This window comes from Bradyrhizobium erythrophlei (genome assembly GCF_900129505.1).
Taxonomy (GTDB): Bacteria; Pseudomonadota; Alphaproteobacteria; order Rhizobiales; family Xanthobacteraceae; genus Bradyrhizobium; species Bradyrhizobium erythrophlei_D.
In genome coordinates this window covers 6,306,847-6,330,010 of the sequence record NZ_LT670818.1, presented here as the reverse complement: position 1 = coordinate 6,330,010, position 23,164 = coordinate 6,306,847, and the positions used below count along the sequence as shown (strand labels likewise).

At 61.8% G+C, this 23,164-nt stretch carries 23 protein-coding genes; 13 read left to right on the top strand and 10 right to left on the bottom strand.

Annotated features, from left to right (window positions below):
- The first annotated feature begins 572 nt into the window (after positions 1-572).
- The 3 genes from B5525_RS29360 (at position 573) to B5525_RS29350 (ending at position 3,429) form a co-directional block, all read left to right on the top strand.
- Positions 573-1,136 carry a hypothetical protein gene (locus B5525_RS29360; RefSeq protein WP_244567630.1) on the top strand — a complete coding sequence of 188 codons (564 nt, stop codon included), beginning with the start codon at positions 573-575 and terminating at the stop codon, positions 1,134-1,136.
- A 79-nt stretch (positions 1,137-1,215) separates the two neighbouring features.
- Entirely contained in the window at positions 1,216-1,572 is a 357-nt protein-coding gene (locus tag B5525_RS29355; protein ID WP_154073502.1) for a hypothetical protein, read from the top strand.
- A 594-nt stretch (positions 1,573-2,166) separates the two neighbouring features.
- Entirely contained in the window at positions 2,167-3,429 is a 1,263-nt protein-coding gene (locus B5525_RS29350) for a hypothetical protein (protein WP_079569122.1), read from the top strand.
- Positions 3,430-3,631: 202 nt separating this feature from the next.
- Here B5525_RS29350 and B5525_RS29345 read toward each other — a convergent pair whose 3' ends face one another.
- Positions 3,632-4,570 carry a GlxA family transcriptional regulator gene (locus B5525_RS29345; RefSeq protein WP_079573943.1) on the bottom strand — a complete coding sequence of 313 codons (939 nt, stop codon included), beginning with the start codon at positions 4,568-4,570 and terminating at the stop codon, positions 3,632-3,634.
- A 101-nt stretch (positions 4,571-4,671) separates the two neighbouring features.
- Between B5525_RS29345 and B5525_RS29340 the strand changes: the two genes are divergently transcribed.
- A complete protein-coding gene (locus B5525_RS29340) occupies positions 4,672-5,376 on the top strand; it encodes a DJ-1/PfpI family protein (RefSeq protein ID WP_079569121.1) in 705 nt (234 codons plus the stop codon).
- Between the two features lie 402 nt (positions 5,377-5,778).
- Here the strand turns inward: B5525_RS29340 and B5525_RS29335 are convergent, their stop codons facing one another.
- Positions 5,779-6,189: an NADH:ubiquinone oxidoreductase subunit NDUFA12 gene (locus B5525_RS29335; protein ID WP_079569120.1), complete on the bottom strand. Its 411-nt coding sequence runs from the start codon at positions 6,187-6,189 to the stop codon at positions 5,779-5,781.
- A 272-nt stretch (positions 6,190-6,461) separates the two neighbouring features.
- Here B5525_RS29335 and B5525_RS29330 point away from each other — a divergent pair, with 272 nt between their 5' ends.
- Positions 6,462-6,902 carry a BA14K family protein gene (locus B5525_RS29330; RefSeq protein WP_079573942.1) on the top strand — a complete coding sequence of 147 codons (441 nt, stop codon included), beginning with the start codon at positions 6,462-6,464 and terminating at the stop codon, positions 6,900-6,902.
- 200 nt (positions 6,903-7,102) lie between these two features.
- Positions 7,103-7,504: a response regulator gene (locus B5525_RS29325; RefSeq protein ID WP_079569119.1), complete on the top strand. Its 402-nt coding sequence runs from the start codon at positions 7,103-7,105 to the stop codon at positions 7,502-7,504.
- Between the two features lie 11 nt (positions 7,505-7,515).
- On the opposite strand, the gene B5525_RS29320 is transcribed toward B5525_RS29325, so the two are convergent.
- Positions 7,516-8,415 carry a DMT family transporter gene (locus tag B5525_RS29320; RefSeq protein WP_079569118.1) on the bottom strand — a complete coding sequence of 300 codons (900 nt, stop codon included), beginning with the start codon at positions 8,413-8,415 and terminating at the stop codon, positions 7,516-7,518.
- 756 nt (positions 8,416-9,171) lie between these two features.
- Between B5525_RS29320 and B5525_RS29315 the strand changes: the two genes are divergently transcribed.
- Together B5525_RS29315 and B5525_RS29310 are read left to right on the top strand one after the other, a co-directional pair.
- Positions 9,172-12,918, top strand: a complete 3,747-nt coding sequence (locus tag B5525_RS29315; RefSeq protein WP_079569117.1) for a vitamin B12-dependent ribonucleotide reductase — start codon at positions 9,172-9,174, stop codon at positions 12,916-12,918.
- An 88-nt stretch (positions 12,919-13,006) separates the two neighbouring features.
- On the top strand, positions 13,007-14,422 hold the full coding sequence (locus B5525_RS29310; protein ID WP_079569116.1) for a pentapeptide repeat-containing protein: 1,416 nt from the start codon (positions 13,007-13,009) through the stop codon (positions 14,420-14,422).
- A 100-nt stretch (positions 14,423-14,522) separates the two neighbouring features.
- Here B5525_RS29310 and B5525_RS29305 read toward each other — a convergent pair whose 3' ends face one another.
- The 3 genes from B5525_RS29305 to B5525_RS29295 form a co-directional block, all read right to left on the bottom strand.
- Entirely contained in the window at positions 14,523-14,729 is a 207-nt protein-coding gene (locus tag B5525_RS29305; RefSeq protein WP_079569115.1) for a hypothetical protein, read from the bottom strand.
- A gap of 197 nt (positions 14,730-14,926) precedes the next feature.
- The gene (locus B5525_RS29300) at positions 14,927-15,325 is read right to left on the bottom strand and encodes a hypothetical protein (RefSeq protein WP_244567629.1); all 399 of its coding nucleotides are present in this window, start codon (positions 15,323-15,325) and stop codon (positions 14,927-14,929) included.
- Positions 15,326-15,584: 259 nt separating this feature from the next.
- Positions 15,585-16,337: an SDR family NAD(P)-dependent oxidoreductase gene (locus B5525_RS29295; protein WP_079573938.1), complete on the bottom strand. Its 753-nt coding sequence runs from the start codon at positions 16,335-16,337 to the stop codon at positions 15,585-15,587.
- A gap of 97 nt (positions 16,338-16,434) precedes the next feature.
- On the opposite strand from B5525_RS29295, the gene B5525_RS29290 reads away from it, so the two are divergent.
- Positions 16,435-16,749 (top strand): ArsR/SmtB family transcription factor, encoded by a 315-nt coding sequence (locus B5525_RS29290; RefSeq protein ID WP_079569114.1) that lies wholly within the window; start codon positions 16,435-16,437, stop codon positions 16,747-16,749.
- Positions 16,750-16,901: 152 nt separating this feature from the next.
- Here B5525_RS29290 and B5525_RS29285 read toward each other — a convergent pair whose 3' ends face one another.
- Positions 16,902-17,972 (bottom strand): Spy/CpxP family protein refolding chaperone, encoded by a 1,071-nt coding sequence (locus B5525_RS29285; RefSeq protein WP_244567628.1) that lies wholly within the window; start codon positions 17,970-17,972, stop codon positions 16,902-16,904.
- An 18-nt stretch (positions 17,973-17,990) separates the two neighbouring features.
- Between B5525_RS29285 and B5525_RS46670 the strand changes: the two genes are divergently transcribed.
- From B5525_RS46670 to pdxY, 4 genes are all read left to right on the top strand, one after another.
- A complete protein-coding gene (locus B5525_RS46670; protein WP_244567627.1) occupies positions 17,991-18,233 on the top strand; it encodes a hypothetical protein in 243 nt (80 codons plus the stop codon).
- Between the two features lie 192 nt (positions 18,234-18,425).
- Positions 18,426-18,800 carry a hypothetical protein gene (locus B5525_RS29280; protein WP_079569112.1) on the top strand — a complete coding sequence of 125 codons (375 nt, stop codon included), beginning with the start codon at positions 18,426-18,428 and terminating at the stop codon, positions 18,798-18,800.
- 1,002 nt (positions 18,801-19,802) lie between these two features.
- The gene (locus B5525_RS45525; protein ID WP_172899997.1) at positions 19,803-19,976 is read left to right on the top strand and encodes a hypothetical protein; all 174 of its coding nucleotides are present in this window, start codon (positions 19,803-19,805) and stop codon (positions 19,974-19,976) included.
- A 15-nt stretch (positions 19,977-19,991) separates the two neighbouring features.
- Positions 19,992-20,849, top strand: coding sequence for a pyridoxal kinase PdxY (gene pdxY / locus B5525_RS29275; RefSeq protein WP_079569111.1), 858 nt, complete (start codon positions 19,992-19,994; stop codon positions 20,847-20,849).
- A gap of 105 nt (positions 20,850-20,954) precedes the next feature.
- Here pdxY and B5525_RS29270 read toward each other — a convergent pair whose 3' ends face one another.
- The 3 genes from B5525_RS29270 to B5525_RS29260 all read right to left on the bottom strand — a co-directional run bounded on the left by B5525_RS29270 (position 20,955) and on the right by B5525_RS29260 (position 23,158).
- The gene (locus B5525_RS29270) at positions 20,955-21,239 is read right to left on the bottom strand and encodes a GlsB/YeaQ/YmgE family stress response membrane protein (RefSeq protein ID WP_079569110.1); all 285 of its coding nucleotides are present in this window, start codon (positions 21,237-21,239) and stop codon (positions 20,955-20,957) included.
- Positions 21,240-21,488: 249 nt separating this feature from the next.
- Positions 21,489-21,761, bottom strand: coding sequence for a hypothetical protein (locus B5525_RS29265; RefSeq protein ID WP_079569109.1), 273 nt, complete (start codon positions 21,759-21,761; stop codon positions 21,489-21,491).
- Positions 21,762-21,880: 119 nt separating this feature from the next.
- Complete coding sequence (locus B5525_RS29260; protein ID WP_079569108.1) at positions 21,881-23,158, bottom strand: flavin monoamine oxidase family protein; 1,278 nt, start codon at positions 23,156-23,158, stop codon at positions 21,881-21,883.
- Positions 23,159-23,164: the final 6 nt, after the last annotated feature.

The window sequence follows — 23,164 nt, the reverse complement described above, 5'->3', positions numbered from 1 at the left end:
TATTTGGCCTTGCCACCTGCTTCGGTGCTTCGACCGTGATGGGGGGAAGCGGCTTGGCGGAGTCTGTTGCGGTTTGCGACGCTGCCGGGCCGCACAGCAAGACAGTTGACAAGACAGCGACGGCTGAAGGCGCGATAAAGCTTGACGGCAATCTCATGACATGCCCCCAAATGCGGGACGGAAATGCCGTCCCGATAAGCGCACGGTACCATACATTCCGAATTAGGCCACCGAGCGGCGAAAAGATATCTGCCGATGACTCGCCATCGACATGGCGGCCAAGAGAACGCTGACCGCTTGCGCGGTTGCGATGTCTGCTTCTGGCACTTTTCGGACGTGGCTGGTCTAACTGACGATGTCGGTTCTTGGGGGTAAAGCGGACTCACAGCCGACATCGCGGAAACGACACGAATGACCCGGAACTGACCTCAACCCATCGCACGTCCGCCTGTTGCATCGCCGGGCGGGCCTATTTAGATTGCAATGTCTGGCGAGCGCCCGCATCTTCCCAACTACGATCCGGATTTTCGCCTAATTGTCACGAAGTAGAGGCCGCAACGCTGAGCCTTCGAATGTTTCAGGAACGTGCGGCATCCAGACTTTGCACGCTGACGCGCCGTCACGCCGTGTACTTTGCCGCCGCCGCCGGGGTCGCGATGTTTGCGAACGCAGCTGCGCGCGCGGATTTTTTCCGTCAACAACCCGTTATAAGATATTTCCAACCGGTGCTGATAGCGTTGCCGGACTTTCTCGCAGGCAGCCCTGCCGACGCCGAAACGGCCCACGCAATCTCGCAGATCATCGCTACCGACCTCAAGCACAGCGGAGTGTTCGTGCCGATTGATCAGGCGACGTTCTTCGAGAAGAACGTGAACGTTGACGTGTTGCCGCAGTTTGCCGATTGGCGCGCCATCAAAGCACAGGAGCTGGTCACCGGGCGCGTCACCCACCAGCCCGATGCCCGCATCAAGGTTGAGTTCCGGCTTTGGGACGTGTTCGGCGGCGTGCAACTCGCTGGCCAGCAATATTTCAGCGCGCCCGAAGATTTCAGCCGCATCGGCCATATGATCTCCGACACAATTTATGAGCGCCTAACCGGCAAGAAGGGCACTTTAGGCTCAAGCGCTTCGCCCTGATGGTCAGGATGCCGCCCATACTCTAAGCGGTAATCGCAATTTGAAAACAAAAGCGGCCTAATTGGAGTTCTGAACTATTTTGGCGTTTATGGAGCAGGAATTAGTTTTGGGCGCAGCGGCCACATTTGGTGGCGTTATAGGCGGCTGGTTATTTTTGAAGCCGCTAAAGGAGCCGCTCCCCCCAATGTCGCCGAAGGCGAAAACCGGTTTTTATTATGCGGGTGTGTTCCTGATTGGTCTTGGCCTGATAAATCTGTTGTACGGGTTTTTGGACAACGAATTGTTTGTTTCAGGAAGATATGGTGGATACGCTGGGTGGCTTAACTATGATGGCCACAAGCGTCTTTTTGCCTGGTTCGGCTTCTTATCCTCTTTCTCGATTTTCTTTGGTGTGGGCTGCATTCGAGTAAATTTGCTGAGCGAGACAAAAAAGTAAGGCTGTCTCAGTTGGCCGATGCAACGACACTATCGACGAACCATGCCGGTAATCCGTGAGCCGCCGTATGGAAATGTAGCTGTTGCGTCCCAAACACCTGACTTCATGCAGGCGTGGAAAACCTCAACGCAAAGTCCCTCCGATCCGAACGGTCCATATTCGTGGCGATAGACAACGCACTTGTCGCGTTGATTGCTACATGACCGCGGGCCGACGTCGAGCCGTGCCGCATTGGCAGGAATGCCGGAGAAGAGTAAAGCTCCTGAAATGCATAGCATCTTCATGGATGAAATCAATTTACGCACCACGCCTCCATAAAACACACCGTTCAGATTAATGATACCTATGAAGACCGGTCGCGGCAACGCCCGAGCCCGGTTGTGCGCACACCATTCCTCTTCCGCTTATGGCACCGAACGGACATGCCGACCCTATTGAGCGATGTCCGTTGTTGGGGCCAAAGCGGAAAACATCTACTCGCAGCGAGTATTTCGCCTTTTGACCCCGAACTGACATGGGGCCGACCCTGCGGCGGTGCTTCCGATACCGCGTTTTAGCCGCTAAGATGCTGTTTCCAGAGCTTGAGAGACGGGCATGAGGCGACGCGATTTCGTGACGTTGCTCGGCGGCGCGGCGTCGGTATGGCCGTTCTTAGCAAGCACCCAAAGCCGGCTGCTCGCAATGGAGCAGGTGCCGTCATCTGATAGGCTCGAGCAGCGCCTCGTCGAGGCGATCGAGGCCTACGACGCTCAGGGCAATCACCGCACAGCGACTTCCGCCGACACCGCATCGGCCGAATGGCTGGCTCGGGAAATTCAGCAGCCGCGCGTCCAATCAACGCTAGAATCTTTCAAGCTGAGCCGGCTCGATCCGCTTTCATGTCATCTTCGCATTGCCGGCCGGCGTATCGAAGGCGTACCTCTATTCGATGGGACATTCACCGATGCGGACGGCGTCCACGGAACGCTCGGTCCGCTCGGCAGCGATGCCGATATAGTTTGGGTGGAGACCGAGCCGTTCACACTCATTGAACCACGAAAAGAACTCGGCGGGGCGGTTGCGGAAGCGAGGCGCGGTCCGCATAAGGGCGTGATCATACTCACCCGAGGAAGCAGACCCGGGCTCTTCCTGCTCAATGCCCCGTCGTTCAAAGCGCCGTTCGGCCCTCCGGCAATACAAATTTCAAGTGCGGAGAGCCAGTGGTTGAAAGCTCAGGAGCGCGCAGAGATTAGCCTTGTCGCGCAGGTGGGCCGCACCACGACGCAAGCAGTCAACGTGACCGCTCGCATTGCGGGTAGCGACACCGGGTTAGCGCCTCTTGTTGTTACAACACCGCGGAGCGGCTGGTGGGAATGTGCCAGCGAGCGCGGAGGAGGACTTGCATGCTGGCTGGAAGCGATACGTACGCTGGCCGCGGCTGCGCCGGCACGCGATTGCCTGTTTGCGGCGTTCAGCGGCCATGAAATCGGGTTCCTTGGAATTGATGCGTATTTGGCATCCCGTCCCGACCTTACGAAGCGCGCGCACGCGTGGATCCACCTGGGAGCGAACATCGGCGCACCGCAGCAGCCAAATCAGGTTCACGTATCCGACGCCTCCCTCGAAGATTCGATCATCGCCGCACTTCAAAAAGAGGGACTCCGCATCGACCATAAAGCAGAGTCTGGATCGGTGCCGCGCGGCGAGGCCGGTACGATCCATCGCGGAGGCGCCCACTACCTTGCGTTGGTGTGCGGCACCGAAGTCTTCCATAATACGGCGGACCGGTGGCCGGATGCCGTAGACGTGACGATGGTCGCTCGCTACGCGAAGAGCTTTGCGACGTGTGCTCTGGAACTCGCATTGCAGCGGAGGTGAGTCAGCGACGCCTTGCGCTCGGGCTCACCATGCCGCCGACGCTAATCGCCCGCGCCGACGAGGTGATCGAATAGTGAAGCAATTTGCTGCGATGCGATGACCGTTGTTGGTACTTTTCGGACCTCGGGCCATTTCCGACGTGAGTCCGCAACACATGCCAAAGCGGATACCGCCAACGCCCCTGGATTCATCAATTCACGCTTTAAACCGCCCTTGCGGCGCGGCGCATCGATTGCGGCGGCTGGCCGAAGGCACGGATGAAGGCGCGGCGCATCCGCTCCGGATCGCGAAAGCCGGTCAATTCGGCAACGCGTTCGATCGCCTCGCCGGAGGCCTGCACGCGCTGCCGCGCCACCTCGATCCGCAGGCGCTCGATCGCCTTTGACGGCGTCGAGCCGGTCTCGGCGATGAAGGCGCGGGTAAAATGCCGCGAACTCATGCCGGCCTGCTCGGCGAGATCCTCCACCGTCAGCGGCGCATCGAGGTGTTCGCGCGCCCAGGTCAACAGCGGCCCGAACCGGCCCGACGGCCCCTTCAATTCCAGGAGCGACGAGAATTGCGACTGGCCGCCGCTGCGGCGGTGATAGAGCACGAGCTGGCGAGCGGTCTGTTGCGCGATCGCCTCGCCGAAATCCTCGCTCGCCATCGCCAGCGCCAGATCGATGCCGGCGGTGATCCCGGCCGAACTCCAGATGTCGCCGTCGCGGACGAATATCCGGTCGGGCTCCCACTTCACCTTGGGATGGATAGCGAGGAACTGCCTTGTGCGCTGCCAATGCGTGGTGGCGCGGCGGCCGTCGAGCAGGCCGGCCTCGGCGAGGAGATGGGCGCCGGAGCAGACGCTGGCGAGCCGCACGCCGCGTTGTGCGAGCCGGCGCACGAAGGCCAGCGTGGTCTTGCCTTTCGCCGCGACGTCCACGCCCTCCCCGCCGGCCACGATCAGGGTGGTGATCGCGCCGGCGGACTTCAGCCCGCGCGCCAGCATCTCGACGCCGGAGGAGCTGCGCACCGGACCTGGCGTCGCCGCCAACACCCTGATCGACGGCGACTGGCCCGCATAGCGCGCCGCAATCTCGAACACCGAAATCGGGCCGGCGGCATCCAGCAACTGGAAATCGGGAAATATCAGTACGCCGATCATGATGTTGGCCATGTCCTGAATTGAGGGAAATATGGCATTTCTGACAAAAGCTGATCATGGCAGGATCACAAGGTCAAGCAAAACATCGAAAGGCTATGCCCATGTCCGCAGCCCTGCAGATCGGTCTTGTGCTGTTTCCGAAGGTGACCCAGCTCGATTTCACCGGGCCGCTCCAGGTGTTCTCCAGCGTGCCGGGCGCAAAGGTGCATCTGATCTGGAAACGCATCGAGCCGGTGGCAAGCGATTCCGTGCTGACGCTGACGCCGACCACGACATTTGCGGATTGCCCGCAGCTCGACGTGATCTGCGTGCCCGGCGGCTTCGGCACCGACGACATGGTCAATGACGCGGAGATGCTGGATTTCCTGCGCCAGCAGGCGAAGGCGGCGAAGTACGTCACCTCGGTGTGCACGGGATCGCTGGTGCTGGGCGCGGCGGGTCTGCTCAAGGGCTACCGCGCCACCACGCACTGGTCGGCGATGGACATGCTCGCGCCCTACGGCGCGACACCGGCAAAGACGCGCGTCTGCGTCGACCGCAACCGCATCACGGGCGGCGGCGTCACCGCGGGAATCGATTTCGCGCTGACACTGGTGTCGATCCTAGTCGACCGCCCGACCGCCGAGATGATCCAGCTCCGGCTCGAATACAATCCGGTGCCGCCGTTCAACTCCGGCTCGCCCGACACCGCGCCGCCGGAAATCCTCGCGCTGATGCAGGAGAGGATCGCGCCCGCAAGGCAGCGCCGCAGCGAAGCCAACGGCCGCGCCGCCGCGCGGCTGGGCGGTGACGTTGCGGCGGGATGACCGCATCAACAAAAAAGAGCATCAACAAGAAAAAGGCCGCCCGGTTTCCCAGACGGCCTTTCCTGTCTCACGGCAGCTCCACATTGACGGGCGATCTCAGGACCTCGGTGCCGGGGGCCTATCTCCCAGCCACATCCTGATCGGTAGCCGCTGCATATCGGGGCAGTCGCGATCTGTTGCCCGAACCGACGCGATGGTCTCCCATCTCCGTAAGATGATTGATTGAACATCAGCGGCGTCCGAACCTCAAGGAGTCCGCGGCCGATGTCCCCGCTGATCCCGTTATTCACAGGCGCTTGCGCCGTCATTCCGGGGCGCACGAAGTGCGAACTCGGAATCCAGAGGTTGTTGCGCGAGATTCCGGGTCCAGTCCTGCGGACTGCCCCGGAATGACGGCAGGCTTCAGCTACCGGGCGTCCAGGGCTGGTAATCGCCGGTGGCCGCAGGCCGGCGGCCGCTCGCCAGGGTCGAGCCGGACGGACGATAGGCCAAGGGTGTCCCCGTCATGTTGGGGACATGCGGCTTCTGCCATTCGCGCGGGGTATAGCTCTCTTCGGTCGGCGCGACGTCGACGGTGTGGTGGATCCAGCCATGCCAGTCCGGCGGGATGCGCGAGGCTTCGGCGAGACCGTTATAGATCACCCAGCGCCGCTCGAAGCCGAGCGTCGGATCGATCTTGCGCCCCTTGGTGCGGTAATAGCGGTTGCCCTGCTCGTCGGCGCCGACCAGCTCGCCGAATCGCCACGTCCACAATTGCGTGCCGAAGGTCTCGCTGTTCCACCAGGTGAATACTTTAAGAAAGAACTGTTTCATGAGCTCTGGCCGGTTCGAGGACAGCTGGCGGTCTGATGCCACCGGAAGGCCGAATTGTCCAGCAAAGTCGCCTCCTGCATCCAATCGATGGGGGGATGGCAGACGCCGACTTTTGGCGTGACCGTCGCGGAATGGGCGCAATCCGTTCATTCCGGGTACAGTTCCGCTTTGCCAGGGTCACGCAGCCGCCGCACGATGGGTGCTAGGCACGGGAAAGGCTGCCCCGGGACCCGGTTTGAGGGTCAGGCGGCGTCCCGCAGATGGAGCCGATCATGATCAGTATCAGGGTTTTGAGTACCGTTGCCGCAATCGGTTTGGTCGCGGCGATCGCCGCGCCGACCGCGGGTTTCGCGCAAGGCCACGGGCACGGTGGTGGCGGTGGCTGGCACGGTGGTGGCGGTTGGCATGGTGGCGGCGGCTGGCACGGGGGCGGCGGTTGGCATGGCGGTGGCGGCTTCATCCCGGGCGCGGTAGCCGGTGCGATCATCGGCGGCGCGATCGCGTCGGCGCCGTACGGCTATTATGGAGGGCCGGGCTACTATGCTGCGCCCGGCTACTATTCCGATCAGTACGATGATGACGCCCCCGTCGCGGTGGCGCCGCCGCCCGGCGGCGACGATGCGGTGGCCTACTGCATGCAGACCTACCGTTCCTACGATCCAGGCTCGGGCACCTATCTTGGTTTTGACGGCTACCGGCACCCCTGCCCGTAGGCCGACTTTCCTGATCGTCGATGCAAAGGCCGGCGCGCCGATGGCGCCGCAATTTGTCGTGAGCGTGTGGAGACCGGCCGCGCCAGCGCCAAAACGCCTCGGCTAAACATCGTGGCGTGCAGACACGTGCCTGCGGTTCGGACCTAATGACTCCGCACATGTGAACTGTGATTCCTGCTGGCGATGAGGGGAGTTTTATCGTGCCGCGTGTTCTTGTGGTCGACGACGACCCATTGGTTTGCGCGGCCATCGAGGCCTGTCTGCAGCGCCAGGGGTTCGAAACCACCGTCGCTGATGGTGGCGAGTCCGGCCTGCGCGCGCTCGAAACGGCGGCGTTCGACGTGATGCTGATCGATATCTTCATGCCGAAAATGCGCGGTTACGAATCCATTCGCGTCTTCCATGAACGCGCCCCGGCGGTTCCGCTGATTGCGATGTCCGGCTACTCCTTTGGCCATCTTGCGACGCCAACGCATGAATTCCTGGCGATGAGCCTGCAATACGGTGCAACGCGCTATCTGCGAAAGCCGTTCACGTCGAGCACTCTGCTCGCGGCCGTCACCGAATGTCTGCTCAACCCGTCGAAAGCCGCCCGCCCCTGAAAGGCCTGGCCTTATGACCGCGTCGCCAGCACGACGCCGGCCAGGGTAAAGAACAGCGCCGCGATCTGGCCCGGCCCGAGCGGCTCGTGCAGCGCGATTGCGGAAGCGACCACGCCGATCACCGGCACCGCCATGGTGCCGATCGCCGCCACCGAAGCCGGCAGCCGCGCCAATGCGGCGAACCAGCTGACATAGGCGACGCAGAATTGGATCACGGTGGAATAGACCAGCAGGATCCAGCCGAGATCGGTGATCCCGGCAACATCGGCCTTTTCGATCAACGCCCCGACGATCACGATCGGAAAGCAGCCGATCCCGATCTGCCAGGCCGCGGCGGAGAGCGGCGGCAGGTTGAGCGGCAGCCGCTTCGCCAGCACCGTGCCGACGGCAAAGCCGATCGCGCCGCCGAGCGCCATGATGATTCCCGGCAGTTTTGCGATCGAGGCCGCCATGCCGTTGCCGCCCATGATGGCGGCCAGACCCGCGAACGCCATGACCAGCGAAATCACCCGCAGCGGATTCGGCCGCTCGCCGAGGATCGGCCAGGCCAGGATCGAGGCCCAGACCGGCATCGTATAGGCGATCAGCGCCGCTTCGCTGGCGGGCAGCCAGAGCAGCGCCAGCCCCATCAGCACCATCCAGCAGGCGACGTTGAGGAAAGCGGCGAGCACCAGCCGCGGCCATAGCTCGCGCGGCACGCGCAGGCTCTGGCCGCTGAGCATGGCAAGCGCCGCCAGCAGCGCCGCGCCGACCACGCCGGTCGAGCCGCGCAGGATCAGGGGCGGCAGTTCGCCGAGCAGGAACTTGGTGACGGGCCAGTTGAATCCCCAGCCGACCGAGGTGATGGCGAGGAACATGAGGCCCGCGGGCGTGATCTGCACACGCGCGCCCGGCCGTTTTTGAGATGTCATGGGAATCAGACCGGCGAGAATCGAAAGTCACCTTGCCGCTTATTCGGGCATCGAGCTATCGGGGAGCCGGCATGCCTGCCCGGCCCTCCCCGTAACGCGCCGTGAGTCTCCTTAGGGCAACCCCTGACCGGCAATAAATACTTGCCCTGTGAACAGCGGGCGGAAGCCCGGAACCGGCCGGGTCAGGACAATTTTTTCCCTTGGGAATCCCTGAGGACTCACTGATACTTGGGCCGACAGGAAGCGGCAGGGGCCCCCTGTTTTCCCCGACTTTCCACCATATTTAGTATTTGATTCAGGAACTCGTACTAATCCTTGACGGGCGCGATGGAGTCGTCCTAGCTTTGGCCTCGTTCGGCGCGAGTGTGTTTGGGTCCCGCCGGTCGCTCCCAGATGGGTTCCAGAATGACCACTCCGCCTGCCGGTTGAGGCTGCGGTGGCGGGCTTGTCTGCCCTGAATTTGGAACGCTTCCGGAGCGCGAAAAACGAGCCAAAATGGCTCAAGTCGAGAGTTGAGGCGTTGAGATCATGACCTGGCATCCGGAACGGGGGCGTTCCGTCAGGCCATGCGGCGGCAAGATGGGTGCTCGCACCGATGTTGCCGGCAAACAGAAACAGGGCCGGGTCAACCGGTAGAACTGGCGGGATGTCCAGGCCAACATCGTCTTTGACGTTGGTCCGGCCAGTCCGCTTCACAGATGAACACCCGGCCTGCGCCAATGCGGGTCCGGTCAGATAGAGAACGGGGCACGACCAATGCGAATCGAACGGCGCAACACCACTTCCGGCCAGTCACCCTATGCAGGGATTGATTTCAGATTGACGACATCGGAGATCCGCAACCCCGATGGGTCGGTGGTTTTCCGGCTGGAAAACGTCGAAGTGCCGGAATTCTGGTCGCAGGTCGCCTCCGACGTCCTGGCGCAAAAGTATTTCCGCAAGGCGGGTGTTGCCGCGCGCTTGAAGAAGGTCGAGGAAGAGACCGTGCCGTCGTGGCTGTGGCGTTCGGTGCCGGACATCGCCGCGCTCGCCGACCTGCCGGAAGCCCAGCGCTATGTCAGCGAACTCTCCGCCAAGCAGGTGTTCGATCGCCTCGCCGGCTGCTGGACCTATTGGGGCTGGAAGGGCGGCTATTTCGGCGCTTCGGAAGAAGACGCGCAAGCCTTCTATGACGAGCTGCGCTTCATGCTGGCCAAGCAGATGGTCGCGCCGAACTCGCCACAATGGTTCAACACCGGCCTGCACTGGGCCTATGGCATCGACGGCCCCGGCCAGGGCCACTATTACGTCGACTGGAAGACCGGCAAGCTGACCAAGTCGAAATCCTCCTACGAGCATCCGCAGCCGCACGCCTGCTTCATCCAGGGCGTCGGTGACGACCTCGTCAACGAGGGCGGCATCATGGACCTCTGGGTGCGTGAGGCGCGCCTGTTCAAATACGGCTCCGGCACCGGCTCCAACTTCTCCCGCCTGCGCGGCGAAGGCGAGAAGCTGTCGGGCGGCGGCCGCTCGTCAGGCCTGATGAGCTTCCTCAAGATCGGCGACCGTGCCGCGGGCGCGATCAAGTCGGGCGGCACCACGCGCCGCGCCGCCAAGATGGTGGTGGTCGACGCCGACCATCCGGATATCGAGACCTATATCGACTGGAAGGTGAAGGAAGAGCAGAAGGTCGCCGCCCTCGTCACCGGCTCCAAGCTCAACCAGCGGCACCTCAAGGCGGTGCTGAAGGCCTGCGTCAACTGCGAAGGCTCGGGCGACGACTGCTTCGACCCTGAAAAGAACCCTGCCCTGCGCCGCGAAATAAAACTGGCGCGCCGCGCTTTGGTCACCGACGGCATGATCAAGCGCGTCATCCAGTATGCGCGCCAGGGCTACAAGGACATCGATTTCCCGATCTACGACACCGACTGGGATTCGGAGGCCTATCTCACCGTCTCCGGCCAGAACTCCAACAACTCGGTCTCGCTGAAGGACGACTTTTTGCGCGCGGTTGAGACCGACGGGGATTGGAACCTGATCGGCCGCACCAACAAGAAGGTGACAAAAACGCTGAAGGCGCGCGATCTCTGGGAAAAGATCGGCTACGCCGCCTGGGCCTCGGCCGATCCCGGCCTGCACTTCAACACCACCATGAACGACTGGCACACCTGCAAGGCGTCCGGCGACATCCGCGCGTCCAATCCGTGCTCGGAATACATGTTCCTGGACGACACCGCCTGCAACCTGGCCTCCGCCAACCTCATCACCTTCTACAACACGACGACAAAACTGTTCGACGTCGATGCCTATGAGCATCTGTGCCGCCTGTGGACCATCGTGCTCGAAATCTCCGTGATGATGGCGCAGTTTCCCTCCAAGGCGATCGCGGAACTGTCCTACGAATTCCGCACGCTGGGCCTCGGCTTTGCCAACATCGGCGGCCTCCTGATGACCATGGGGCTTTCGTACGACTCGAAGGAAGGCCGCGCGCTGTGCGGCGCGCTCTCCGCCATCATGACCGGCATCGCCTATGCGACCTCGGCGGAAATGGCAAAGGAGCTCGGCCCGTTCCCCGGCTACAAGAAGAACGCCGCCCACATGCTGCGGGTGATCCGCAACCACCGCCGCGCCGCCCACGGCGAATCGCGGGGATATGAGGGGCTCGCCGTCAGTCCGGTGCCGCTCGACCACGCCTCCGGCAGGCAGGCCGACATCGTCGAGCGCGCCAAGGCCGCCTGGAACCAGGCGCTGGAACTCGGCGAAATCAACGGCTACCGCAACGCGCAAGTAACCGTGGTTGCGCCCACCGGCACCATCGGCTTGGTCATGGATTGCGACACCACCGGCATCGAGCCCGATTTCGCACTCGTAAAATTCAAGAAGCTCGCCGGCGGCGGCTACTGGAAGATCATCAACCGCGCCGTGCCCGAGGCGCTGCGTGCGCTCGGCTACCGCGAAAGCGACATCGCGGAGATCGAGGCCTATGCCGTCGGCCACGGCTCGCTCTCCAACGCGCCCGCGATCAACGTTTCCACCTTGAAAGCCAAGGGTTTTACGGACGAAGCTCTGGCCAAGGTGGAAGCCGCCCTCCCCACCGCGTTCGACATCAAGTTCGCCTTCAACAAGTGGACGTTTGGCGAGGAGTTCCTGCGCGACACGCTCAAGCTCGATCCCGAAGCGATCACCGCGCCGAATTTCGATCTCCTCGCCGCGGTTGGATTCTCAAAGCGCGAGATCGAGGCCGCCAACGTGCACATCTGCGGCGCGATGACGGTGGAAGGCGCGCCGCACCTGAAGGCCGAGCACTACAGCGTGTTCGACTGCGCCAATCCCTGCGGCAAGATCGGCAAGCGGTATCTGTCGGTGGAAAGCCACATCCGCATGATGGCGGCCTCGCAGCCGTTCATCTCGGGGGCGATCAGCAAAACCATCAACATGCCGAACGACGCCACGGTGGACGATTGCAAGGAAGCCTATCTTCTCTCCTGGAAGCTCGCGCTGAAGGCCAACGCGCTCTACCGCGACGGCTCGAAACTGTCGCAGCCGCTCAACTCGCAGCTCATCAGCGACGAGGACGAGGAGGACGATGGCATCGAGGCCTTCATGGAGAAGCCGATGGCCGCGCGCACCGCGGCGCTGTCGGAAAAGGTCGTGGAGCGCCTGGTCGAACGCATCGTGGTGATGCGCGAGCGCGAGAAGATGCCGGATCGCCGCAAGGGCTATACCCAGAAGGCCGTGGTCGGCGGGCACAAGGTTTATCTGCGCACCGGCGAATATGACGACGGCCGGATCGGCGAGATCTTCATCGACATGCACAAGGAAGGTGCGGCGCTGCGCTCCTTCATCAACAATTTCGCCATCGCCGTCTCGCTCGGCCTGCAATACGGCGTGCCGCTGGAGGAATATGTCGACGCCTTCACCTTCACCCGCTTCGAGCCGGCGGGACCCGTGCAGGGCAACGACAGCATCAAGTACGCCACCTCGATCCTGGACTATGTGTTCCGCGAACTCGCGGTCAGCTACATGGGCCGGTTTGATCTGGCCCATGTCGATCCCTCCGAGTCGAATTTCGACGCGATGGGCCGGGGTGTCGAGGAAGGCAAGCAGCCGGAGCAGCCCAACAACAAGTACCTGTCGAAGGGCCTGACCCGCTCGCGCACCGACAATCTCGTCGTCATGCGCGGCGCCAGCGAGCCCACTGCCGAAGCCCGCGGGCCTAGCAACGTCACCTCGATGTCCCAGCACGGCGCCACCGCCCGCGCCTCCGACGCGATCGAAGGCGCGGTGGCGCTGAAGCAGGAAACCCAGCACGACCTGTCGCCGACCGAAAAGCTTGAAGCCATGCAATGGAGCAAGGCGGGCGCGGCGGCGCAGGCAGCACCCTCAAAAGCCGAACGCCGGGCGGAAGCCAAGGCAAAAGGCTACGAGGGCGAGATGTGCGGCGAGTGCGGGAATTTTACCCTCGTGCGGAACGGCACCTGCATGAAGTGCGATACGTGTGGCAGCACGACGGGGTGTTCGTGAGCGCCTTACAAGTCGATGAGACAGGAAGGCCGCTCGGAAGAGCGGCCTTTTCGCAGGTACCGTAGGCCTGCGGCGCGGAGCATCTTTTATGCAGAAGGCAGAGCAGAAAAAGGGATGGCCGTTACAGTTTTCGTTTCTTGAAATGCCGCCCTATTCGTTCTCCGTTCCAGCTAGCGTACTCGGCATATCGATTTTTCTAGCGCTGACTTTCATCGCTATTCTCGCGATTGGCTGGTTGCTTGCCGACTTGGTAAGCGGCGATGAAAAGCGGGCAGCGGAGGCTGCCAAAGCGGCTTTGCCAATCCTCGCAGGTGCCATCGGCTTGCCTCTCATAATCTGGCGCCTGCGACTCTTCGATCGGCAAACGCGGATCAGCGAAGAGAAGACACAGATTGATCGCGAGATTCACTACACCTCCATTTTTTCCCGTGCCATCGAACAACTCGGCCAAACGCGAGAAATGAAGCGAACGTTGCAGTCTCCCACCGGTTCCGTCGACACCGCAATGACCGTTCCCAACATCGAGGTTCGACTCGGCGGAATTCACTCTCTGTCCCGACTTGCCGAAGAAAGTCAGCGCGACCGCGAAAAAATTGGCAATATTCTTCGATCGTATATTCGAGAAAATTCCTGGTCAGATAGATCAGGCGAGTTGACCAGTAAGCCTGATTGGTCGCGCAATTTTGTCTGGGGATGGGCGTACAAACTAGATCGCGGCCCTGCTAACCGTGAAGCGCAAGAAAAGAGGGACGCCTGGATCGCGAGCACGGAGGAGAAGGTTAAAGAACTGGCGCAATGGGCAGCGCAAATTCCGGAAACACGGGTCGATGTCAACGAGGCCGCCGACGCTCTCGCCGGTCAAATGATCTCGAACCCCCAGTCAACCAAATCAATCTTTTACGAATGCTTGTTTGTCGGTCGGCATTTTAACCAAGGGTTGCTTTCACTAGTAAACTTTCGGCGATGTACGTTCGTCAGGTGTAACTTTAATGCCGAACAGCAGTCTCGCCTTAAAATTGATGATTCTCTCATTTTGGATAGCGATTTCGATTGCGCTGAATCCAATATCGATATTTCAAACTCCCAATTGTCGGAAGTCGTGTTCAGGGGCACGGACGGATCGAGACTTAATCTAAGTTGGTGCGACGTGTATTCTACGCGCCTCTCGGGGGCTCCATCTGTTATTAATTTATCTGGCAGCACAATTTATAGATTACGATTGTTGGGAAGCCGCAAAGATCAAACTGATCAATCCACAACGATAGATCTCTCGGACAGCATATTCGTAAGTAGCGTGTTGAAAAGAATCACTCTTTCTTCAGACTCTGATTTATACTTCGCTACCGCTCATGGCACGACGATCGATCAAGTCGATCTGAGCGCCGTCACTAGGTGCGATCAAGAATCGCTTAGCGCTGTAACGGCAAATGGCCAAACGATTCATCCAAATGCAAACGAGCGGCCATTGTCTTGGCCGAAATACGAACCCAACGGCAGCCCGTAGGGCGGATTGGAGCCGAAGGCGTAATCCGCCGTTACTGTTCAGCCAAGGCGGCGGATTACGCTATCGCTAATCCGCCCTACGGGCTATACGCGGCAACCAGTCAGTCGATTGGCACGAGCCGCTCGTCCCACTGCGCCGCAAGGTTCTTGATCTGCTTGAAATTCAGGATCGCGGGTTCACCCTCGCGGACGATTGTCGCCCGCTTGCGCTCCTTGGGTAGCAACATCATCGCCCGCAATACTGCCGAGCGCAGTTTCATCGTGCCGTGATCTGTCAGGATGACAAACTCGTCCGGGTCAAGGGCCATGGGTCCATGCCTACGCTACCGGCTGGCCCGCAAGCCAGCACACACGCCCCCGAATGCCCAACTATCCAGATAATCCCACTTGGTTAATAGTTGGTTATCCTTCGGCCCTGTCATTTCTGGATTGGCGCGCGCGGTGCACCCGGTCCTTGAACCTTGACCTATGGCCGCAAGCGCCGCACCGGTGGACGCGAGGAAAGCTATTTGATCGTCGCGTGCACCGTAATCACCGACGTGCCGGAAGCCGTCGGTCCCTGACCCGTTGCTGTGATGGCAAAAGAATCGCTTCCCTTATATCTACGCTTCGCCGTGTATTCGTATGTAGATATGTTGAGCCTTTTCAACTTGCCGTGTGCCGGCTTTTGTGAAATGTCCGAGCTACTCACCGTGCCATGCATCCTGATCGGAAACAGGCAACTTCCCCCGGACACGACGTCAATATCGCTGTTCGAACTCTGGCCCCAATCCGCCAGTGTTGCTGATATTGAACAGTCTGAAGCGGCCCGCGCCAACGACGCGGACATCAAGCTTGTAGCTCCAACGATGAGCGCCGAAGCGGCGACTTTAGACAACTGCATAGTAGCCTTCTTCGTTTTCATGAAAAACCTGCACTGGCCAGGGTTCCCTGTGAGGGGCATATCATGGCCCCCGAATTGGACGAGCGGGTGGCGCATGGAGCAGCCCGTAGCCCGTAGGGCGGATTGGAGCCGAAGGCGTAATCCGCCGTTATGGTTCAGCCAAGGCGGCGGATTACGCTTTCGCTAATCCGCCCTACGGGCTACGGGCTTGCAGACGAAAAAGTGGCGGGTCATGGCCACGGCCGGGATCAGACCCGGCCATGACGAAAAGTGCGGTCGATCAGTGCAGGCCGCCGGTCACGTGCAGCGTTTCGCCGGTGATGTAGGAAGCATCGCTGGACGCGAAGAAGGCCACCGCCGCCGCGATCTCCTCGACCTTGCCGATCCGCCCCATTGGCGTGGCGGATTCGATCCACTTGCGCATGTCGCCCTCATGCAGGCCGGCGGAGACGACGCCTTCGGTCACGATCATGCCGGGGTTGACGGTGTTGACGCGGATCTTGCGCGCCGCCAGTTCCTTTGAAAGCACCGAGGAGATGGCGTCCACCGCGGCCTTGGTCGCGGTGTAGACGGCGGCGTTCGGCGGCGCCATCGTCGACGCCCCGGAGCTGATGTTGATGATGCTGCCGCCGGCCGGACTGAAATGGCGCGCGGCTTCCTGCGATACCAGGAGAAGGCCGAGTACGTTGAGATCGAAATGCTTGTGGAAGTGTTCGGCCGTGATGCCATCGAGCGGCGCGAACTCGTAGAGGCCCGCATTGTTGACGAGGATGTCGATCGGGCCGAACGCCTTGACGGTCTCGGCCACCACTTTTTTCACATGGCCGGCGTCGGTAAGATTGCCATGGACGGCGACGGCCTTGCCGCCCTTGCCGGTGATCGCAGCCACCACGCGCTCGGCGGCTTCCTTGCTGGCGCTGTAGTTGACGGCAACGGCGGCGCCTTCCGCGGCCAGTCGGGCCGCGATCCCGGCGCCGATACCCTTGGATGCGCCGGTTACCAGCGCCACTTTGCCTTCAAGTCTCTTGGTCATCTTGCTCTCCATGTCAGCGCGAACGCGCCCCATTGTTCAATAGTTCAGTAATAGTGAACTATTGAACGAGTGCAAGGGCAATGCTATATATTTCGGAATGGTGCAATTCGTTCACCCGTCGCGCGAGGACATCACATTGGCCGGAGTGCTGGCAGCACTCGCCGACCCGATGCGGCTGCGTATTGTCAAAAGCCTGCTCGGGCAGAACAACGACTGCATGTCCTGCACCGAAGCCATGCCCTGCCCCGGCATGGCCAAATCGACGCTGTCGAACCATTTCCGGATTCTGCGCGAAGCCGGCCTGATCCAGACCACAAAAAAAGGCGTCGAACACCGTAACGTCGTGCGCGAGGCCGACATCAACGCGCGGTTTCCAAGATTGCTGAAGACGATTTTGGGATATCCGGAGTGAGTCCAGCCCTTGGGATGGGTTTAGCGAAGCGATACCCATTGATTGCGGCAAAGCTGATGGGTTTCGCAAAGGCTCAACCCATCCTACGGGCTACACGATGGAAATCAATTGCCGAAAATTTACCGGCCACGGCTGAGTCCGCAGGGCTCGGGCTAATCCGACGAGGCTGCTCGCCTCGGACCGATCGCCTCGAACTGGGCCTTCTGCTCATCGCTCAGTGTTGCGTAGAAATCGTCAAATGAAGAGCGCACGAGTTTGACCGCTTGCAGCATGGTGTCGAGCCTTTTGCCGACGGCCGCGAGCCGTGCCGCGGGCGTGACCGCCTCGTCGGCCCGGCACGATGTCCTGAGCATGTCCGCCGCCTTGGCGCTCGCGTTCTGGAGCGCGGCAAGGCTCCCACGTTGGGCGTCGGTCGGATGCAGCCTCGCCTCAATCTCCTCGGTCGGCCAAGTCAGCGCGGTGGGTTGCGTAACGTCGCAGCTCTGAACAAGCGGTCTATTGCTCTTCCTTGCGATGGTGCTCCTGCGCTGGTCCTCAGCGAGGGCGTTGAGCCGCGCCTTCTGTTCATCGTTCAGGAGGCTGTAGAATTTCTCCAGCGGCGGCTGCACCGTTGCCACCGCCGCGATCATCGCCTCAATGCGTTGCTGCATGAACGCCAGGCGGCTCGGCGCCGTCAGCAAAATTTGTGTCGGGCAGGCCGCCTTGATACGCTGCGCGGCCGTGGCGGAAGCGCTGGCAAGCTCGTCGAGCGCGGTACGTTGCGTTTCGGTCGGCTCGATAGCCTGCTGAATCAGATCAATCGGCAAGCCGACAATATCGCGGCTGTCGTCACCGCACATTTGCGCCAACCGGCCGGGCGCCGCATTGGGTGGGCCAGGTGCCGCGGCGCGCGGCGGCAAATAGCCAGCAAGATCATCGTAGGCGTAGGGCGCAAACATGCCGGCGTAGATGTCATCGTAGCCATAGCCCCAGAACGGGGCCCCAAAACCGCTGCCCCAGATCGCATAGTCATAGATGTCAAAATAAGCGAACGGCCAGAACAGCGGTCCGACCCATCCATATCCGCCATTACTGTGTTGCCACCATCCGCTTCCAGTCCGACCGTAATACCAGCCGGCCATCGCTGCACCGGCGGCGACCCGAGCGCGAATATTGGGGTTGCGCAGCGCGGCGGGGTTGCGCAGCGCACGGGAAAGCGCACGAGAGTTCAGCGCGTTGCGCACACTGCCGGATCTCATATTGTGGGCGACGTGGCGCCCACCACCGCCGAAGTGCGCATGGCCGCCGAAATGCCCACCACGATGACCGCCCCCACCGAAATGTGCGCCACCATGACCACCGCCGTGATGACCACCGCCGCCATGACCACCACCGCCATGACCGCCACCTCCATGACCGCCACCGCCACCTTTCGCAGCGGCATAACCAGCGGCCGACAGCACGGTCGCGAGAACAATGACGGCAATCCTGATATTGAGTTTTGACATGCCACGCCCCCGGTGCGCCACCAACCCACGACACGTTTAAAGAATGTTGGCTAAAAGATATGGTTCCATTTTGGCACCCGAAACGCCGCCAGCAGGACGGCACCCTGGTCCGAGGCCGTTGGCGCATCTAGAGCGGACGTCGCAGTCGCGACAGTCGATGTCTGCGCCTGGCACGAAAGCGAGGCCGCGATGAACTTGCAACGGCTGCTCATAATCAATGCGGTGGCAATGCTCGCTGCCGGCGTCGTTCTCTTCCTGTGGCCAGAGCTGGTTCCCGGCGTGGCCGGAATCGAACTTCCGCGGTCGGCCTTTTTCCTCAGCTACCTGCTGGGAGCATCGGAACTCGCCCTCGCTACGCTATGTTTTTTTGCTGTCAAGCTAAGCGATGCCGCGGCGTTGCGGGCCATCGTCATCACCTGCATCGTATTCCATGCGAGTTCGGGCGTCGCCGGTGTTTGCGCGGTTGTTCAAGGAGCTGCGATAGCCGTATGGTGGAACGTAGCCCTTCGAGGTGTCATGGTCATCCTCTTTGTTCACTATGGACTGCGTCGCTCCACTTTATAGCCCGCAAGATGGGTTGAGCGAAGCGATACCCACCGGTTGCAGGGGAATTGATGAGCGGCAGCCTTGGCCTGAATGCGGCGTTACCGTTCGCATCACTCCCACCGTAGTTGTGGGAGCTTCGTCATGCCAAAGCTGCCGAATCCAACATAGCGTGCCGGCGCCCCGCTTTCCAGCACGGCAAGAGGCCTCAGCTTACGCTGGCCTCGTACCGCGCTGCCGCTACCCGCTGCTTCGCCTCACGTGCAAGTCAAATCCGGCTTCTCCACCTGCGGCAAAGCAACCCGACGGGCAAATCACCAAAAGTCTGTCCAGCCCTCCCATGAAAAATATTCCGCTTTCGCCGTCGGGCAAATCACTGATTTAAATCCGCCCGTCTCACCCGACGAGAGGGGGCGTTGCGCACGTCACGAACGCGCGGGTGGGATGCGGTGGACGCGAAAGCTGCGACGGACGGGCGTGGCTGATGCGTACGGCGAAGTCGTGTGGTCCTGACGCCCCGGTGCTGGCGTCAAGTTTGTGAATTCATTCGCAGGCGACGGTGGCAACAAAGCCGGTCACCGGGGAGAGCTCGAAGGAAACCGTAAAACCATCGCGCAGGGAAAGCCGGGATGCCTCCGCTGGACCTGTATGCTCGTGTGCGCATTTCCTACGCCTATTGCACACGAGACCGCGGGTGCAGCGCGCACCCGGCTTTCCCTGCGCCCTCTGTTTTCAAGGGCGCGAGATAAACGCAAGCCTCGGGCGCATCGCGCCGCGAGATCGCGAACACACATCCGGTGTCATCGCCCGGCTTGACCGGGCGACCCAGTATTCCAGAGACGTCAGTGATAGAACCGAGAAGCCGCAGCGTACTGGATCACCCGCTGGAGCCTGTCATCGGGCTCGCCGAAGGCGAGACCCGGTGGCGGGTGATGACAGTTTTGTATGTGGCCGCGGCGGATTACGCTTCCGCTGATCCGTCCTACCGGCTACGAATTATCCCCTGCGACCGGAGGATCAAGCATGAACGGAAATCGTTTCTACGGGGTTCGGGTCGAGGGCGCGAAATACGGCGTGGGGTTCGGCTCGGCACTCGCCATCGCGATCTCCTACACCAACAACCATTCGATCCTGTGGGCGATCATCCACGGCATCCTGGGCTGGCTCTACGTGATCTATGTCGCGCTGTTCGGGTGATCGCGGGCCCCCGGCATGACCGTCATCTCCATCCAGTCGCAGGTCGCCTTCGGCCATGTCGGCAACAGCGCCGCGGTGTTTCCGATGCAGATGCACGGCATCGACGTGATCGCGGTGCCGACCACGCTTTTGAGCAACCGACCGGGTTATCCGACCATCCGCGGCCGGGTGCTCGATGCCGAGCTGGTCGCCGATCTCCTGCTCGGGGTCGAGGAGCGCGGCGCGCTCGATACCGCCAACACGATCCTGTCGGGTTATCTCGGCTCGCCCGAAATCGCCGCTGAGGTTGCGGATTTTGTCAGCCGCGCCAAAGCGCGCCACCCGAAGCTCATTTACTGCTGCGATCCCGTGCTCGGGGATCGCGACCGCGGCCTGTTCGTGCAGGCCGACATCCCGCCGCTGGTGCGCGACCGCCTGTGCCCGCTTGCCGATATCATCACCCCCAATCATTTCGAGTTCGAATTCCTCTGCGGGGCGAAGGCCGCGACGTCTGATCAAATGATCGCGCTGGCGCAAACGCTGCTGGCGCGCGGCCCATCGACGGTCGTCGTCACCAGCGCCGACCTCGCGGATACGCCTGACGGCGAGATCGAGACCCTCGCCGTCGAACGCGCAAAAGCCTGGCGCGTGCGTACACCAAAACTCCCCATCAATCCGAACGGGACCGGCGACCTGTTTGCCTCGCTATTCGTGTCCGCCCGAGTGCGCGGATCGGACACGCCGGATGCGCTGGCGCACGCCGCCTCCGCCATCTTCGCCGTGCTGGAACAAACCGCACTCCGCGGCACCGGGGAAATGCGCATCGTCGAGAGCGCCGGGCTGCTCGTCCATCCCAAGCGCCGGTTCGATGCAGTTGCTGTGCGTGGATCGTAGGTGCGAGGAGCCTGTAGGATGGGTGGAGCGCAGCGATACCCATCGATTGCCGCGGAGTTGATGGGTTTCGCGAAGAGCTCAACCCATCCTACGGCCCTACAACCATCAGCTCCAGCGGCGTCTGCGGCCCCAGCCGCCGCCTACCAGTCGCAGGATCAGCAGCAGGACAACGGCGCCGATGAAGGCGTTCAGGATCAGTGCAACGATTCCGGCGCCGAGGTGAATGCCAAGCCGCGGCAGCAGCCAGTCGCCGATGAACGCGCCGACCAGACCGACGAGCAAATCACCGAGCAATCCAAAACCGCCCCCCTCCATCACCCTGCCTGCCAACCAACCGGCGACAATTCCGACGATAATGATGACGAGGAGACCTTGATTGGACAAATGCATGGCGTCGCCCTCCAGCGGGATTGTCCCCGGCTAATGCCGGTCGAGGACAATGGTTCCCCGATCGCTCGACGTTGGAAGCGCGAAAGACTCAGCTTTGCCGAGAGGCAACCTTGAGATTGAACGAAAATACGCCTGCCATGGCAATGAACACGGCGCCGCCGCTCGCGCGACGGGGCTCATGATCGTTGCTATCCGCGGTGGCTCATCCTTGCACGCGAGCGCCCGCGTGCCGACGGAGACGCTACCCGCTCAGCGGGCCGCGAGACCTGTTTCGGTCCGGGTCGGTGCGGCCGTCCCGGTCGTCAGTCCTGGCCGCGCTTTCAGGACATTCGCCTGATGCGGCGAGGCCACGACGGTGGGCGCCGGCGACCGTTCCTGAACGTTGGCGGGTCCGAGCACCTGCATCTGCACGGGGGATATCGGGAAACCTGTCCGTTCATAGCTCGGCAGCCCCGCAGCGAAGGCGGCGGTGCCTCCCGCAATCGAGATGACGGCGGCCGCGATCGATAAGGTCAATTTCACTGCAATTCTCCTCGGCAGGTTTCGCCAATGAGAACTAATAGCTATTTGCTGCACCGCAACCTCATTTTGCTGCATTGCAGAAATGAGGGCCGCACATGACTGGTGCTTGGGGGACTATCCTATCGGCCCAGGATGGTTCGCGCCGTATCCCTGCCACTGGTCAGCGCCGCTTCGACCGTCCCCATGTCACGCCCGCGGTAAAGCGCTTCGCCGGAAAACAGGATGGCCCCGCCGTCGAAACCTGAAAGCACCGACTGGGCTGCGCGCGTTTCCGGCGTCGCATAGGAATAGGCACCCCGCGCGAAGGGATCGTGCGCCCAATTGATCGCCAGCGCCGCGACCAGATCTCGCGCGATATGTTCGGCAGACACGCCGAAGATGCCGGCGAGCGACGCAAGCCCTGCTTGTATCAATTCCTGCTCGCCGAGCTCGGCCATCACTTGCGTCTTCGGGCCCCCGAACCAGCCCGTGAGCACGGGAAGGTCGGCGGGATGCTGCGTCCACCAGACCGGGATCCTCGCGTCCGAAAGCAGGAATGAGAGATCGGCGAGATCCTTTCGTCCGTCGAGCCACCAGCGCGTTTCGAAGCGCGTCAGGATCTTGATGACATTGCCAAAGCCGATGTCTGCGGCTGCCGCCGCTCTCTCGCGTTCCGTCGGCGGAAGTGTGATGTCTCGGAGAACAGGAAGGGGCGCCGTGAGGACGACGCAATCGCACGCATGAGTATCGCCGTCGGCACAGCGGACCATCGCGCCACCCCCGGCGACGTCGATGGCTGTCACGACCGCGCCGAGATGGATTTCTGCGCCATGGCTGCGGCACTCCGCCAGCAGAAAATCGATGAGAGCGCCGTAGCCGCCGGCGATGCGATTTTGCGTGCCCCGTCCCCCGCCCATCCACTCGTCCCGAAGCGCCAGCGTGCTGGCCCGCTCGGGATCGGCCGCGTCGTAGCCTTCGACCATCCGTTCGATCGAATGCCGCAACCGGGCATATTCGGGGCCGGCGAAATGCCGTCTCAGAAATTCGGCGACCGCCACGTCGTCCTTGAGATCCCTCAGCGCCTTGTGAAGCTCGGCCTCATGAAGTTCCGCGGCGCTCTCGCGCGACAGTCCCCCGCCTTCGACGCGCCACTGTCTCCCTTCGATCGGCAGCAGCGAAATTCCCGCCTCGCGCAGCAACGCGCGCGTGACGGGCGCCTCGCCGTGGATGAACTCGGCGCCGCCTTCCGCGGGGTAGCCGAACTCGGCAGCCGAAAGCGGATCGATGCGGCCGCCGCATCTGTCGCGCGCTTCCAGGAGGGTCACGCGCTTGCCCGCGCGTCCGAGTTCACGGGCGGCCATCAGGCCTGCAGCGCCAGCGCCGATGACGACGATGTGGTCCGGGGTCGGTCGGGACATCTGGGG